General features: G+C 36.2%; 15 protein-coding genes. 8 read left to right on the top strand and 7 right to left on the bottom strand.

What is annotated here, in order from left to right:
- Positions 1-38: 38 nt before the first annotated feature.
- Entirely contained in the window at positions 39-530 is a 492-nt protein-coding gene (locus tag ACEN2N_RS01645) for a YkgJ family cysteine cluster protein (protein WP_441822705.1), read from the bottom strand.
- Positions 531-605: 75 nt separating this feature from the next.
- Between ACEN2N_RS01645 and ACEN2N_RS01650 the strand changes: the two genes are divergently transcribed.
- Positions 606-1,319 carry a class I SAM-dependent methyltransferase gene (locus ACEN2N_RS01650; RefSeq protein ID WP_441822706.1) on the top strand — a complete coding sequence of 238 codons (714 nt, stop codon included), beginning with the start codon at positions 606-608 and terminating at the stop codon, positions 1,317-1,319.
- A 45-nt stretch (positions 1,320-1,364) separates the two neighbouring features.
- A complete protein-coding gene (locus ACEN2N_RS01655; RefSeq protein WP_441822707.1) occupies positions 1,365-2,276 on the top strand; it encodes a hypothetical protein in 912 nt (303 codons plus the stop codon).
- A gap of 12 nt (positions 2,277-2,288) precedes the next feature.
- Here ACEN2N_RS01655 and ACEN2N_RS01660 read toward each other — a convergent pair whose 3' ends face one another.
- Positions 2,289-2,921, bottom strand: a complete 633-nt coding sequence (locus ACEN2N_RS01660; protein ID WP_441822708.1) for a 7-carboxy-7-deazaguanine synthase QueE — start codon at positions 2,919-2,921, stop codon at positions 2,289-2,291.
- A 171-nt stretch (positions 2,922-3,092) separates the two neighbouring features.
- On the opposite strand from ACEN2N_RS01660, the gene ACEN2N_RS01665 reads away from it, so the two are divergent.
- The 5 genes from ACEN2N_RS01665 to ACEN2N_RS01685 all read left to right on the top strand — a co-directional run bounded on the left by ACEN2N_RS01665 (position 3,093) and on the right by ACEN2N_RS01685 (position 7,361).
- Complete coding sequence (locus ACEN2N_RS01665; protein WP_441822709.1) at positions 3,093-4,601, top strand: helicase HerA-like domain-containing protein; 1,509 nt, start codon at positions 3,093-3,095, stop codon at positions 4,599-4,601.
- A gap of 3 nt (positions 4,602-4,604) precedes the next feature.
- Positions 4,605-5,159 (top strand): hypothetical protein, encoded by a 555-nt coding sequence (locus ACEN2N_RS01670; protein ID WP_441822710.1) that lies wholly within the window; start codon positions 4,605-4,607, stop codon positions 5,157-5,159.
- Between the two features lie 65 nt (positions 5,160-5,224).
- Positions 5,225-6,082 (top strand): alpha/beta fold hydrolase, encoded by an 858-nt coding sequence (locus tag ACEN2N_RS01675; protein WP_441822711.1) that lies wholly within the window; start codon positions 5,225-5,227, stop codon positions 6,080-6,082.
- A gap of 3 nt (positions 6,083-6,085) precedes the next feature.
- Positions 6,086-6,511 (top strand): VOC family protein, encoded by a 426-nt coding sequence (locus tag ACEN2N_RS01680; protein WP_441822712.1) that lies wholly within the window; start codon positions 6,086-6,088, stop codon positions 6,509-6,511.
- 10 nt (positions 6,512-6,521) lie between these two features.
- A complete protein-coding gene (locus ACEN2N_RS01685; protein ID WP_441822713.1) occupies positions 6,522-7,361 on the top strand; it encodes a transporter substrate-binding domain-containing protein in 840 nt (279 codons plus the stop codon).
- Between the two features lie 4 nt (positions 7,362-7,365).
- Here ACEN2N_RS01685 and ACEN2N_RS01690 read toward each other — a convergent pair whose 3' ends face one another.
- From ACEN2N_RS01690 to ACEN2N_RS01700, 3 genes are all read right to left on the bottom strand, one after another.
- On the bottom strand, positions 7,366-8,337 hold the full coding sequence (locus tag ACEN2N_RS01690; protein WP_441822714.1) for an aldo/keto reductase: 972 nt from the start codon (positions 8,335-8,337) through the stop codon (positions 7,366-7,368).
- 148 nt (positions 8,338-8,485) lie between these two features.
- Complete coding sequence (locus tag ACEN2N_RS01695) at positions 8,486-10,219, bottom strand: alpha/beta hydrolase-fold protein (RefSeq protein WP_441822715.1); 1,734 nt, start codon at positions 10,217-10,219, stop codon at positions 8,486-8,488.
- 48 nt (positions 10,220-10,267) lie between these two features.
- A complete protein-coding gene (locus tag ACEN2N_RS01700) occupies positions 10,268-11,320 on the bottom strand; it encodes a sensor histidine kinase (protein ID WP_441822716.1) in 1,053 nt (350 codons plus the stop codon).
- A gap of 231 nt (positions 11,321-11,551) precedes the next feature.
- On the opposite strand from ACEN2N_RS01700, the gene ACEN2N_RS01705 reads away from it, so the two are divergent.
- On the top strand, positions 11,552-11,698 hold the full coding sequence (locus ACEN2N_RS01705; protein ID WP_441822717.1) for a hypothetical protein: 147 nt from the start codon (positions 11,552-11,554) through the stop codon (positions 11,696-11,698).
- A 52-nt stretch (positions 11,699-11,750) separates the two neighbouring features.
- On the opposite strand, the gene ACEN2N_RS01710 is transcribed toward ACEN2N_RS01705, so the two are convergent.
- Complete coding sequence (locus tag ACEN2N_RS01710) at positions 11,751-12,635, bottom strand: bifunctional 5,10-methylenetetrahydrofolate dehydrogenase/5,10-methenyltetrahydrofolate cyclohydrolase (protein WP_441822718.1); 885 nt, start codon at positions 12,633-12,635, stop codon at positions 11,751-11,753.
- Positions 12,636-12,668: 33 nt separating this feature from the next.
- The gene (gene ffh / locus ACEN2N_RS01715; RefSeq protein ID WP_441822719.1) at positions 12,669-14,006 is read right to left on the bottom strand and encodes a signal recognition particle protein; all 1,338 of its coding nucleotides are present in this window, start codon (positions 14,004-14,006) and stop codon (positions 12,669-12,671) included.
- Between the last annotated feature and the right edge of the window lie 99 nt (positions 14,007-14,105).

The raw sequence follows: 14,105 nt of genomic DNA on the forward strand, positions 1-14,105 counted from the left end.
TTAGGACTTGCAATATAAAATTCTCTTTATTTATCTACTTATTTTATCAACTTCTTCATCTCCTCAACAATATTAAAAGCGGCAGGGCAAATAGCTACATTTTTTAGGGTAAGGTTACTTATTTGCTGAAACTTCTTTCTATCTGTATGTGGAAACTCCCGACACGCTTTTGGGCGTACATCATAAATAGAACAGTAGTTATCGGATCCTAAAAAAGTACAGGGCGTTTCTTGTAACACAAAATCGTTCTCCTCATCGACCCGTAAATAGGTTTCGATAAATTTTTGCGGCTTCATTCGAAACGATTTTGAAATACGTTCTACATCGGCATTTGTAAAAAGTGGCCCTGTGGTTTTGCAACAATTGCCACATGTAAGGCAATCTGTTCGCTCAAATTCCGCCACGTGCAGTTCTTGCATGATATAATCTAAATTCTTAGGCGGCTTCTTTCTTAGCTTAACAAAGAACTTTTTATTCTCGTTATGTTTTTCTTTTGCCTTTTGCGGCAATTCTCGTAAAACCTCTTCCATGTGCAAAATTAATTCCCCAAAACTAGCGAAGTAGTACCAAAAATCGAGACTTTTGCAACTAGAAATACAAGAATTTTGAACAACGACATTTTAGGTACGGCACTTTTAGATTATCAGAACGGAAACTATTCTGAAGATATTACCACATATTCATCACTACTTGAAGATGATGTTTTACCGTTACCTTATATGTTCAGGAGTTTTAAAGAAATGCCAGAGCTAGAACAAAAGGCTTTACAATTATGCAAAGGCAACGTGCTAGATGTTGGCTGTGGTGCTGGTAGCCATGGGTTGTATTTACAAGAAAAAGGTTTTTCGGTTATAGGGCTAGATGCTTCTAAAGGCGCTATTGAAGTAAGTAAATTACGCGGACTCAAAAACACTGTACACTCAGAATTACTAAAATACGAAGGTGAGCAATTCGATACTATTCTAATTTTAATGAACGGCATCGGCTTGGCAGGAACGCTAGACGGATTAGAACCGTTCTTCTCTAAATTAAAATCGCTTTTAAAAAAAGATGGTCAAATTCTGTTAGACTCCAGCGACATTATTTATATGTTCGAAGATGGCGAAGATGGCGGGTATTGGATACCTGATAACGTTAATTACTACGGCGAAGTAAACTTTGAAATGGAATACAAAAAGGAGAAAAGCACATCTTTCCCCTGGTTATACGTAGACTACAATACGTTACAAAGAGCTGCTAACTATAGTAATTTAACATGTGAGCTTGTAATGGAAGGCGAACATTACGACTATTTAGCAAGATTGACGCAAATGAAGTAATAGCTACACTTTTTTTTCGTTATCCTATTTGTACAAAATGATATTATGAATAAGTTCAAAAGTTTATTGCTTGTAGGTATTATAACATTTGCAGTTTCGTGCTCTAAAAGCTCTTCAGATTCTGACGGTGACACTACAGAAACCAAAGTAGATAAAAGTGCCAATTTATTGGCGACAGGAGATTCTGCCAACGATATACTTTCTAACGATACTTTTGATAAACTTTTAATAGAAATAGCATACGTTACCGGTTTTAAACCAACGGATGCTGCGATGACCCAATTTACCGACTATCTAAAAGCACATACGCTAAAAGAGCAAATTGAATTGGTGTATAACGAATTATCAAGTCCGTCAGAAGACGAACTAACTTTACAAGAAATTGCAGATCTAGAAACTAAAAATAGAACGGTCTTTAATACAGGCAGCACCTTAGCTATCTATATTTACTTTGCAGATGCGCCTGCCGAAGGCGATGACATTGAAGATGGCTTAGTTACATTAGGCGCAGTATACCGCAATACCTCTATGGTGATACACGAAGTTACCGTAAGAGAATTAGCCGGTTTAAGTTCTTCTATAAGTGAAGTAGATGTAGAAACCACCACTTTAAATCATGAATTCGGACACCTATTCGGTTTGGTAAATTTAGGTTCTGATATGGTAAACGATCATGAGTCTGAATCTGAAAATGAAGACGGACAATTAGTTGGTGATAACCATTGCAACCAAACAGGATGCCTTATGCGTGCAGAATTACAATTTGGTGGGTCTACAGGTAAATCTTTACAATCAAATACTCTTACTCAATATGAAGACGGCGTTACATCTGGTTGTACACTTTCTGGCGCAACAGTTTTAAAACTACTACAACAAAACACGGAAAAAAGTGTCGCTACAGTAGGTCTTGATCCGGAATGTCTTTTAGATATTCGCGCAAATGGTGGGCGTAATTAAAACTAATTCGGTTTAAGGAATATTCAAATACTTATGCGTTTGCAATGACACTTTCCATTTTGGGTTGTTCATTACATACTCTACTATCAAAGGCACAACTTTATCTCTAACACTCCATTCTGGCTGCAGGTATAAAATACAATTTGCGTTGGTTTTCGCTGCTTGCTCTTCAGCAAAAATTAAATCGTGCTTGTTATAAACAATGACTTTAAGCTCATGGGCTTCGTCGTAAATTCGACCTTCAGGTAATTTATTTTTCTTAGGTGAAAGACAGATCCAATCCCAATCGCCAGAAAGCGTGTAGGCACCAGAAGTTTCGATATGTGTTTTTAGACCTTTTTCCTTTAATGCTTTTGTAATCGGGTTCATATCCCACATTAATGGTTCTCCACCGGTAATAACAATAGTATCAGAATATTTGGCAGCGTTGTCGACTATTTGTTCGATGGCAGTAGGCGGATGCGTTTCTGCATTCCAGCTCTCTTTTACATCGCACCAATGGCAACCAACATCACACCCGCCAACACGAATAAAGTAAGCTGCGGTTCCTTTATGAAAGCCCTCACCTTGTATGGTGTAAAACTCTTCCATTAAGGGTAAATACACCCCTCTATTCACTTTCTCAAGTACCTCCTCATTTTTCATTCGGCAAAGATACGTTTTAGTTGACAAATTCTACACGAAGTATACATCGGTAAATTCTGTACTCAGGCTAGTACTGTTCGCACATTAAATGTTAAAAAGTCGTGATATTAAAGACTGGTCTTATCTTTTGGTTTGGTTAAAAATCCCCTATTTTTATCGAAAATATATAAAATGGCCGGTACCGAAGATTTTTTTGACCACATAGAAAAGGGATATGCCACGAAAGGCGATTACATTAATATGGGCGCAGCTATGCTAAATGGTGAAGCTGTTACTAATGCATTCGTGAAAATACCGTTAAAAACTTTAAACAGGCACGGACTTATTGCAGGTGCTACGGGTACTGGTAAAACAAAAACATTACAAGTATTAGCAGAGAATTTATCTGAAAAAGGTATTCCTGTAATGTTGATGGATTTAAAAGGAGATTTAAGCGGATTGGCACAACCGAGTGCAGGTCATGCAAAAATAGATGAGCGTCACGCCAAGATTGGTTTCCCGTTCAAGGCAAGTAGTTTCCCTGTAGAAATACTTTCGTTATCTGAGCAAGATGGCGTAAAATTAAGAGCTACAGTTTCTGAATTCGGACCTGTATTACTATCCCGTATACTTGACCTTTCTGAAACACAATCAGGTATTGTTGCCGTTGTATTTAAATACTGCGATGATCAAAAAATGCCATTGCTAGATTTAAAAGATTTTAAAAAGGTATTGCAATATGCAACAGGAGCCGGGAAGGCAGAATTCACAAAAGAATACGGTCGTATTTCTACAAGTTCGACGGGTACCATTCTTAGAAAAATTATTGAGTTAGAGCAGCAAGGTGCAGAATTGTTTTTCGGCGAAAAGTCTTTTGATGTAAATGACCTTACCCGTATCGATGAGGAAGGCAGAGGCTATATTAGCATTCTACGCCTAACCGATATTCAAGACAGACCAAAGTTATTCTCTACATTTATGTTGAGTTTACTGGCAGAAATATATGACACCTTTCCAGAACAAGGTGATAGCGACAAACCAGAATTAATCTTATTTATAGACGAAGCACATCTTATTTTCAAAGAAGCTTCGAAAGCATTATTGGATCAAATAGAAAGTATTGTTAAACTGATACGTTCAAAAGGTATTGGTTTGTATTTTGTAACCCAAAACCCAACAGATGTACCAAATGATGTATTATCTCAATTAGGTTTAAAGGTGCAACATGCATTAAGGGCTTTTACCGCTAGAGATAGAAAAGCGATAAAATTAACGGCAGAGAATTATCCAGAATCTGAGTATTATGATACGAAAGAAGTGCTTACCTCTTTAGGTATTGGTGAGGCTTTAATATCTGCATTAGATGAAAAAGGTCGACCTACTCCTCTTGCAGCGACATTATTACGTGCACCAATGAGCCGTATGGATATTTTGACAGATAAAGAGTTAAAAGATGTCAATGATAGATCATCATTGGTTAAAAAGTATGGTGAAGTAATAGATCGAGAAAGTGCTTATGAAATTCTGAACGAAAAGATTGTAGCTGCAGAAAAGTTGGCAGAGAAGGAAAAAAACAAACCTGCCGCTACGAGAAGAACATCTACCAGAACCAGTACAAGACAGAATCCGGTATTAAAAGTTTTAACAAGTGCCACTTTTATAAGAGGTGTACTTGGTGTATTAAAAAAAGTGATGAGATAGCATATGAATTTTAGATATACCCTTTTATTAATTTTCTGCTGTGGTTTACTTGTAAACTGCACTGATGAGAAGAATACAGATTTTCAAATATCTGGTGATCAAGTTGGCAGATTATCCAAGCAAAGTTTGGCACGTGATATTGAATTAATTTTCGAAAAAGACTCGGTAGTTCAAGATACGGTCAAGCTAAATTTTGGTAATGGCGCCAGTAAAATAAAAATTTACGAAAGAGGTGGTGCTTTACTACTGACCTTAACGCCGAATAACGATAGCATCGCTACCATACAGAACGTCATAATCAATGATGACAGATTTGTGACAGATAAAGGGATTTCTAGAGTAAGTACTTTTAAAGAAATACGAGAAAACTATCCTATTAAAAAAATCATTACATCTATGAACAATGTGGTGATTCTATTAAAAGACAGCGATCTATATTTCACGATAGATAAAAAAGAGCTACCAGAAAGCCTTAGGTATAATGCCAATAATAAAATTGAAGAGGTACAAATACCAGATACTGCAAAAGTAAAATACATGATGGTGGGTTGGGATTGATATTCTCAAAACCATTCAATTTGATATTCTTCGGATAACTTTTATACATTTCAAAATTTTATCAAGTGCCAGTATACCTTCAAAAGCTTATCCCTAAATTAATCGGATTCTATTTTAACTTCCTTGTATGGTTTTCTCCAAAGAAAGTCGCCCACAAGGCTTTTTTAGTTTTTATAAAGGTCAGAAAAGGTGGTGTACTACCAAATCAAAAGGCATTTTTAAATCAAGCGAAATTAGATGTGTTACCATTGGATGAAAATGAAATTCAAGTTTACAACTGGCCCGGTACCAAAGAAACTGTTTTACTTGTGCACGGTTGGGAAAGCAATACTTGGCGTTGGCATAAACTCATAGAAAAATTACAAGAAGCAGATTATAATATTATTGCCTTTGATGCACCTGCACATGGGTATTCTTCTGGCGATATGCTACATGTGCCGCTTTATGCCGAAACGTTACAGCACGTATTAACCAAGTACCAACCAACAGTGCTTATAGGGCATTCTATGGGTGGTATGACTGCTTTGTATAATGAGTCTCTACACCCAAACAAAACTTTAGAAAAAATAGTAACGATAGGTTCACCATCAGAATTTCATGAGATACTTACGCACTATAAAAACTTGCTAGGCTTTAATAGTATAGTTTTAAACGCTCTAGAAAATTTAGTGTACACTAAATTCAAGTTTACGGTCAAAGAATTTTCTAGTTCCAAATTTGTTGAAAGGAATCAGAAAAAAGGATTACTTTTCCATGACAGGTTCGATATGATCGCTCCGTATCACGCCTCGGTCGATGTCCATAAACATTGGAAAGGAAGTGAATTGGTAAGCACAGAAGGTTTAGGGCATTCTATGCACCAAGATGGTGTAAATGATAAAATAGTGGAATTTTTAAATCAGGAACAATACTTAAATTTATAGCATATGCAAAATGTAACACCTTTCCATATTGCCATTCCCGTTCATAATTTAGCGGAATGCAGAACTTTTTACAGAGATATTTTAAACTGTGAAGAAGGTCGTAGTAGTGACCACTGGGTAGATTTCAATTTATTCGGACATCAATTGGTGATACATTACAAACCAAAATCTGAGACAGAAAGCGTTCACCATAATCCTGTAGATGGTCATGATGTACCAGTACCGCATTACGGAGTAGTTTTACCTTGGGATACTTTTCAAAGCTTTTCAGAAGAACTGAAATCGAAAGGTGTAAAATTCGCTATAGCACCTTATGTTCGTTTTAAAGGTAAAGTTGGCGAACAAGCTACGATGTTTTTCTACGACCCTGCAGGCAATGCCTTAGAGTTTAAAGCCTTTAAAGATATGGGGCAGTTGTTTGCTAAGTAGACAAATACTTATGTTTAAAACTTTTGACCACTATTTAAAAATATTATTATTTACTATTGTAATCTGCTTTGAAATAGGATGTAGCCCAAAACTATCCAATTCAAAAAATTATACTGTTAACGGTATTGAAAGTGGTTCTGATATACTAAATAATATTTACCAAAAACAAACTTTAAGAGTTGGAACAACTGGTGATTTTAAGCCTTTTTCATATATAGTAGATTCAACTGGCAACTATACCGGAATTGATATAAAAATGGGAAAGGATTTAGCAAAATCTTTAGGTGTAAAAGTTGAATTCATTGAAACTAGCTGGCCAACACTAATGTCAGATTTAATGGAAAATAAATTTGATATTGGTATGTGCGGAGTAACAATTACTCCTGAAAGAAAAAAAATATCCTTTTTTAGTATACCAGTATATTCAAGTGGTAAAGCTGCTATTACTAGAGATGAGAATGCATTAAAATATAATTCAATTGAAAAAATTAACAACAAAGAGGTAAGAGTTATTTTTAATCCTGGCGGCACCAATGAAGCGTTTGCAAGGGCAAATTTCCCAAAAGCTACGCTAATTCTTAACGAAGACAATCTTAGTATTTTTCAAAAATTGGTAGATAGTGAAGCAGATGTGATGGTCACAGATGCGATTGAAACATTAATTCAACAACAAATTCATAAAGAACTAACTGCAGTAAACCCACATGCTCCATTTAACAGTTTTGATTTTGGATATCTTCTTCCAAAAGACACCATATTCAAAACTGTAGTAGACAACTGGCTTTTAGAAAAGAAAAAAGATAGCTTGATTATTAAGTTACTACATAAAGAAATTGATGAACATCGATAAATCACTACTGCGACCAAGAAGTAGGCACTCTATCCCAACGGTGCTTTTTTAATTCTTCATACAATTCGTTAGATAGTAATTGACCATCACTTGTTGCAGTATTCGCTAAGACATTGCGTTGTTTACGCATACCAGGTATGGTAGTACCAACATTATCATTCATTAATATAAAACGAAGTGCCATTTCGGCCATGGTCATACCTTCAGGAATTAACGGTCTTAGGGCATCGGCATGTTCTACCGAAGAAATTAAATTCTCAGGTACAAAATAGGTGCCGCGCCAATCTCCTTCAGGAAACGTTGTTTCCTTGGTCATAGTTCCTGTCAATGTTCCTTCATCAAAAGGCACACGTGCAATGGTTGCAATATCTAGATCTTTGCATAGCGGAAATAGGGTATCTACTGGCGCTTGGTCAAATATGTTATAAATGACCTGTACAGCGTCTAACAATCCTGTTTTTAAGGCTTTTATTCCATTTTCCGGTTCCCAACGGTTCATACTAATACCCATTGCCGCTACTTTACCAGAAGTTTTTAAATCTTCAATAGCACGTTGCCATTCTTCTCTGTCGCTCCAACCGTCATCCCAGGTATGAAATTGCATAAGGTCTATTTGCTCCAACCCTAAATTCTTCAGAGTCTTATGGGTGTATTCCATTATATGTTCTGTAGGATAGGATTCCTCAAAAGTATATTCCGGTTTTGCTGGCCACTGAAAGTTCTTAGGCGGAATTTTACTTGCCGTATATATTTTCTTAGAAGGATGTCTTTTTACCAACTCCCCCAACAACTCCTCACTATGTCCTTCGCCATAACCCCAAGCAGTATCAAAAAAATTTATTCCGTTTTCAACTGCCAAGTCCAATGATTTTGCAGATTGGGCATCGTCACTGGCCGTCCAACCTGCCATGCCCCACATTCCATATCCTACTTCACTTACCTGCCAATCTGTTCTTCCGAATCTTCTATATTTCATTCTTTAAAATCTTATTCATTGATTATTGAATCCTGATTTGCAGAGTAGACCATCTTCGCCAATCTGCATTCATCGCTTCTCGATACTAATTTTTCGTGCCTCAAAATTCACTCGAAGTGACACTTATATTTTGACTCAACTATTAAGATTACTTATACCTCCAACTTGTCAAATCAGCTCCTTTTGGTGCACTCTTTTCTATACGTTCCATAATTTTGGGCACATACATACTGTTATACCTTAAACGAGTAATGGCGTTGGGCTGATCAGGATCTCCGTTCCAACAATGTTCTGCCCTATCGCCATATAAAACTTCTCCTTCATAATAAGGTTCGGTAGTACTCTCCAAGAAATCTTCCATTAAATACACCGCATTGTTTAGGTAGTAATTATCCATATCGCCACAATAGATATGAATTTTCCCTTTTAAATTATCGCCCAACTTATCCCAATCGCGTTCTAGAATATGTCTTAAATCGAAATTTTCTTTCCAATATTCAGCTACCTTAGGGTTGATATCGCCAGTCTTTTTATCCCAAATCCGCTGCGGATAACCATCTTTACCTTGAGGAGAATAGGTTGCTTCCCAAATATCCCATTGTTGACCTGACCTAGATTTATCGCCTAACACCAGTTCTAAATGATTGCCCTGTCTTAATGTTGATTGAATTTGCCCTAAGTAATTACGATGCGATGGCACCTCTAAAGTTTTATGAGCACTCTTGTAGAAATAGGCATTTTCATCATCATAGATATTCGTTAAAGTATACGCTCTAAAATCTATAGGATCTGGGCAAGCCGCGAAACATCCATTGTATTCTTCTGGGTATTTCACCTGTACTGCCAAAGCTTCCCAACCACCGGTTGAACCACCATAAAGAAAACGAGACCACCCCTCGCCCATTCCTCTAAACTGTTTTTCTATTTCAGGGATTAGCTCATAAGTAATAGCATCGCCATACGGACCTTGATTAGCTGAGTTTACGGCATAAGAATCATCATAATATGGTGTAGGATGCTGAATTTCAATTATAATGAAACGAGGAAAATCTGGTTCGTTCCAGCGCTTATAAAAATCATAGGCTTCTTGCTGTTGTATAACATTATAACCTTCTAAACTAAATCGTTCAGAATACTCTGGTTTCATTTTAGGATCTGGCGGCGTAGTTCTGAATCCGCCAAAATCTGAAGGAAAATGGCCGTGAAATACCATCAGAGGATACTTAGCTTCCGGATGTTCTTCAAATCCTTTTGGCAGCAATACATGAGCTCCTAAGAAAATATCGCGTCCCCAAAACTCAGAAAGTTTTTCTGATTTCATCTTTACATGTTTTATCCACTTGGTATCTTCTGGCTGCTCTATTGGTGGAATCACCTGATCCAAATCGACCGACACATTTTCAAAGCCATTACTAGCAACTCTTATTTTAAAAGGTTTGCTATATAAATTACCCGGTGATTTTTGCCATTGTTGTCCTTCGCCATTATCCATAGGCAACTTAACCGTATGACCAGTAGATAGGTTAAAAGTTTCATACACGTTTAAAAGAGCCTGTACATTATACTCCCCTGGTGGAACATCTTTTAAGCTTTCATATGGGTAACCGAATACATTTTCATCGAACGTAAGTACAGAATCTTTAGCCCAATTCTCGACATTCATTCCGAAAATCAGTTGCGTATTGAGTCCGTCATTAATTTGAAACCTTGGTTCATCGTTATCATCCGAAGAAAGCATAAGCAGCAAACGACCGTCTTTAGCCAAAGAGTCTACCTCAGCCGAATAACTTACATCAATTGTATACTTATGCTCTAATTTAGGAGGTTCTGAACACCCCATTATAAAAGCTACGACCACTAGAACCAAAAGATTTTTTCTCATAGGATAAATATTTTCATCTTAAAGATAATTAATGCACTAAATAAAATACTATGTAGGGAAGACAATTCTAAATTCTGTTCCTTCATTCGGACTACTAGAGACAGATATTGTACCCCCTAAACTATTGATTTGATTTTTAATCAAGAACAAACCAACACCTTTACCTTCTTGTACATCATTAAAACGCTGATTTAAACCAAAAATCTTATCTCCGTTATTTTCCATATCAATCCCTTGACCATAGTCTTTAAAAAGAAGCACATTTTTACCTTCTTTAAGTTCTGTTTTAATTTCTATAATAGGAGAAATACCTGGTATGGCATACTTTATCGAGTTGGTAATAAGGTTCAAAAAAATACTTTCCATGTATGCGTTATTAAAGTAAACGCTTTTACAATCTGAAAAATCTGAATCAATTCTAGCGTTAGAGTTTTTTATTACAGCTCCTAATGTACTATAGGTTTTAGCCAAAATATTCTCAAAAAAAACTTCTGTAAGTGAATTGAGTCCTTTGCTCGCATTCTCCACCAAATTCAAATAATTCTCCAAAGATTCCTTTATACCTTTAGCAGAAACTTCCATATACCTTAATATCTGTAAAGTATCTTCATCATTTATAAAAGAATAATCAATAACATCAAAAAGCGAGATTAAATTATTCATAGGAGCTCTTAAATCATGAGAAGTGGTATAGTTCAACCTTACCAAATCTTCATTTACCGTTTTCAATTTGGCAAATTCAACGATACGCTCATTCTTTAAGTTTATTTCATCGGTAATATTCTTGGCTATTGCATAAACCAATTTCTCTTCATCTACAGGAACAGCACTCCAAGACAACCAAATTATTTCACCATTTTTCTTTACATATCTATTTTGAAAATTCACCAGTTTTTTATTCTCATGTAGGCTAATTCTTGTTGTTTGGGTAACATCTTTGTCCTCATCAAAAACAAAATCATTGATTTTTTTAGACAAAAGTTCCGCTTTTGTAAACCCAAGTAATTTAATGAAAGCCGGATTTACATCTTCAAAATATCCTTCATAATTAGCTATGCAAAGCATGTCTACCGAAGAATCAAAAAAGTGGCTTAATTTCATATTTGGTATAGCTACTTCAGTATAATAGTTTTTAAAATGTAAGATTATTACAACTGAATCAATTGCTACAATAAACTTAGACAATAAAATTTTATAACAATTACTATCGCTGCAATTTAATATGCTAACCTACATATTCTGCTTATTTATTAAACAAGCAAAATACCAATTTCACATATAAAACGTTTTAAAGTATTACCACATTTAATCTTCATATAATCAACTGGTACTATGAAAAAACTACTATACATCGTATTAATCGGAATTTCGATAACAATAATGGCAAGTTGCGATTATGATGACAGCAATGACATAGACATCTTAACACCAAATGACACAACAGAAACCGGAGTAACCATCAAGGAATTACCTGCATAAAAAAAGCCTCGCAATAGTATTGCAAGGCTCCGTTTATAATTTTTATAGAAAATTAGTTTCTACTTCTATGTCTTTCACGAGCTAACAATGTATTTTTCAACAACATTGCAATAGTCATAGGACCAACCCCACCAGGTACGGGAGTAATGAACGATGCCTTTTTACTTACGTTTTCAAAATCAACATCACCCGTAATATAATATCCTTTTTCTTTAGTCTCGTCTGGTACTCTCGTAATACCCACATCAATTACAACAGCATCATCTTTTACCATTTCTGCTTTCAAGAATTTTGGAACGCCTAATGCAGAGATAACAATATCTGCCTGCGAAATAATCTGCGTAATGTTTTTAGTGTGACTATGGGTAAGTGTAACGGTAGAGTTACCTGGCCATCCTTTTCTACCCATTAAAATACTCATTGGTCTACCCACAATATGACTACGGCCAATTACCACCGTATGTTTACCTTTTGTATCAACTTTGTAACGTTCCAATAATTCAAGAATACCGAACGGAGTAGCAGGAATGAACGTACTCATATCTAAAGCCATTTTACCAAAGTTGGTTGGGTGAAATCCGTCAACATCCTTGTCTGGATCAACGGCCATAATTACCTTTTGAGTATCTATTTGTTCTGGCAAAGGCAATTGAACTATAAAGCCGTCGATATCATCATCAACGTTCAGTTCTTTGATCTTGTTCAATAATTCCTGCTCAGAAGTGGTACTTGGCATTTGAATTAAAGTTGATTCAAAGCCGATACGCTCGCAAGAACGTACTTTGCTACCAACGTAAGTTAAACTAGCGCCATCGTTACCAACAATAATTGCTGCTAAGTGGGGTACTTTCTCACCACGTTCTTTCATCTTGGCAACCTCAGCCTTGATTTCCTCTTTTATTTCGTTGGATACTTTTTTACCATCCAATATTTCCATGTCCGCTTCTTTTTAAGTTCTATTGTTTGGTTGTTATTTCATCCCTTTCATGGCGCCCATCATCTGCATCATCTTTTTACCGCCGCCGCCTTGCATCATTTTCATCATCTTGCTCATTTGATCGAACTGCTTCAAAAGCTGATTAATTTCTTGAACTTCTCTACCAGCACCTTTTGCAATACGTTTTTTTCTACTCGCATTTAATTTAGATGGCGTAGAACGCTCATCGGGTGTCATAGAATATATAATGGCTTCAATATGCTTGAACGCATCATCATCAATATCTAAACCTTTTAAGGCTTTTCCTGCACCAGGAATCATGCCCATAAGGTCTTTCATATTACCCATTTTCTTGATTTGCTGAATTTGGCTCAGGAAATCATCGAATCCGAATTTATTCTTGGCAATCTTCTTTTGAATCTTTCTAGCTTCCTCTTCATCGAACTGCTCTTGCGCTCTTTCTACAAGTGAAATAACATCACCCATACCCAAGATACGATCTGCCATACGTGATGGATAGAAAACATCAATAGCTTCCATCTTTTCACCAGTACCAATAAACTTAATAGGCTTATCAACAACCGATTTAATAGATATTGCGGCACCACCACGGGTATCACCATCTAATTTGGTTAAGATAACCCCATCGAAATTCAAGATATCATTAAAAGCTTTCGCTGTATTTACAGCATCTTGACCCGTCATAGAATCTACAACGAACAATGTTTCTTGCGGTTGAATTGCTTTATGAATGTCAGATATCTCTGCCATCATCTTCTCATCAACAGCTAAACGACCAGCGGTATCAATAATAACTACATTAAAACCTTCTGCCTTTGCCTTAGCAATACCTGCTTGAGCTATGGAAACCGGATCTGTATTTTCTCTGTCGGAATATACAGGAACACCAATTTGATCACCAACCACATGTAACTGATCTATTGCTGCCGGGCGATAAACATCACAGGCAACCAATAATGGTTTTTTAGATTTTTTAGTTTTTAGGAAATTTGCAAGCTTGCCAGAAAAGGTAGTCTTACCAGAACCTTGTAGACCAGACATTAAAATAATAGACGGATTGCCAGATAGATTAATACCTTCAGATTCACCACCCATTAATTGGGTAAGTTCATCTTTTACAATCTTGACCATTAACTGACCAGGTTGTAACGTGGTCAATACATCTTGCCCCAATGCCTTTTCTTTTACCCTGTTGGTAAATTCTTTGGCTATTTTAAAGTTAACATCCGCATCCAACAAGGCTCGGCGTACTTCTTTGGTAGTCTCTGCAACATTAATTTCTGTAATCTGACCATGACCTTTTAGTACATGTAAAGCTTTATCTAGCTTATCGCTTAAATTATCGAACATTCTTTTCTTTTTTAAGGGGTTACAAATTTAATAATCTCAACGTAAATTAAGTAGCAAGTGCCATAAAATAACAAAACAAAAGAGCACCCATTAAAAAAT

It is taken from the genome of Maribacter spongiicola (genome assembly GCF_052119685.1).
GTDB lineage: Bacteria > Bacteroidota > Bacteroidia > Flavobacteriales > Flavobacteriaceae > Maribacter > Maribacter spongiicola_A.

Coding starts and splice junctions, on each gene's coding strand:
- ACEN2N_RS01665 (WP_441822709.1), top strand. CDS start 3,093: ATGGCCGGTACCGAAGATTTTTTTGACCACATAGAAAAGGGATATGCC.
- ACEN2N_RS01700 (WP_441822716.1), bottom strand. CDS start 11,320: ATGAAATTAAGCCACTTTTTTGATTCTTCGGTAGACATGCTTTGCATA.
- ffh (WP_441822719.1), bottom strand. CDS start 14,006: ATGTTCGATAATTTAAGCGATAAGCTAGATAAAGCTTTACATGTACTA.
- ACEN2N_RS01680 (WP_441822712.1), top strand. CDS start 6,086: ATGCAAAATGTAACACCTTTCCATATTGCCATTCCCGTTCATAATTTA.
- ACEN2N_RS01655 (WP_441822707.1), top strand. CDS start 1,365: ATGAATAAGTTCAAAAGTTTATTGCTTGTAGGTATTATAACATTTGCA.
- ACEN2N_RS01670 (WP_441822710.1), top strand. CDS start 4,605: ATGAATTTTAGATATACCCTTTTATTAATTTTCTGCTGTGGTTTACTT.
- ACEN2N_RS01705 (WP_441822717.1), top strand. CDS start 11,552: ATGAAAAAACTACTATACATCGTATTAATCGGAATTTCGATAACAATA.
- ACEN2N_RS01645 (WP_441822705.1), bottom strand. CDS start 530: ATGGAAGAGGTTTTACGAGAATTGCCGCAAAAGGCAAAAGAAAAACAT.
- ACEN2N_RS01695 (WP_441822715.1), bottom strand. CDS start 10,219: ATGAGAAAAAATCTTTTGGTTCTAGTGGTCGTAGCTTTTATAATGGGG.
- ACEN2N_RS01660 (WP_441822708.1), bottom strand. CDS start 2,921: ATGAAAAATGAGGAGGTACTTGAGAAAGTGAATAGAGGGGTGTATTTA.
- ACEN2N_RS01690 (WP_441822714.1), bottom strand. CDS start 8,337: ATGAAATATAGAAGATTCGGAAGAACAGATTGGCAGGTAAGTGAAGTA.
- ACEN2N_RS01710 (WP_441822718.1), bottom strand. CDS start 12,635: ATGGAAATATTGGATGGTAAAAAAGTATCCAACGAAATAAAAGAGGAA.
- ACEN2N_RS01685 (WP_441822713.1), top strand. CDS start 6,522: ATGTTTAAAACTTTTGACCACTATTTAAAAATATTATTATTTACTATT.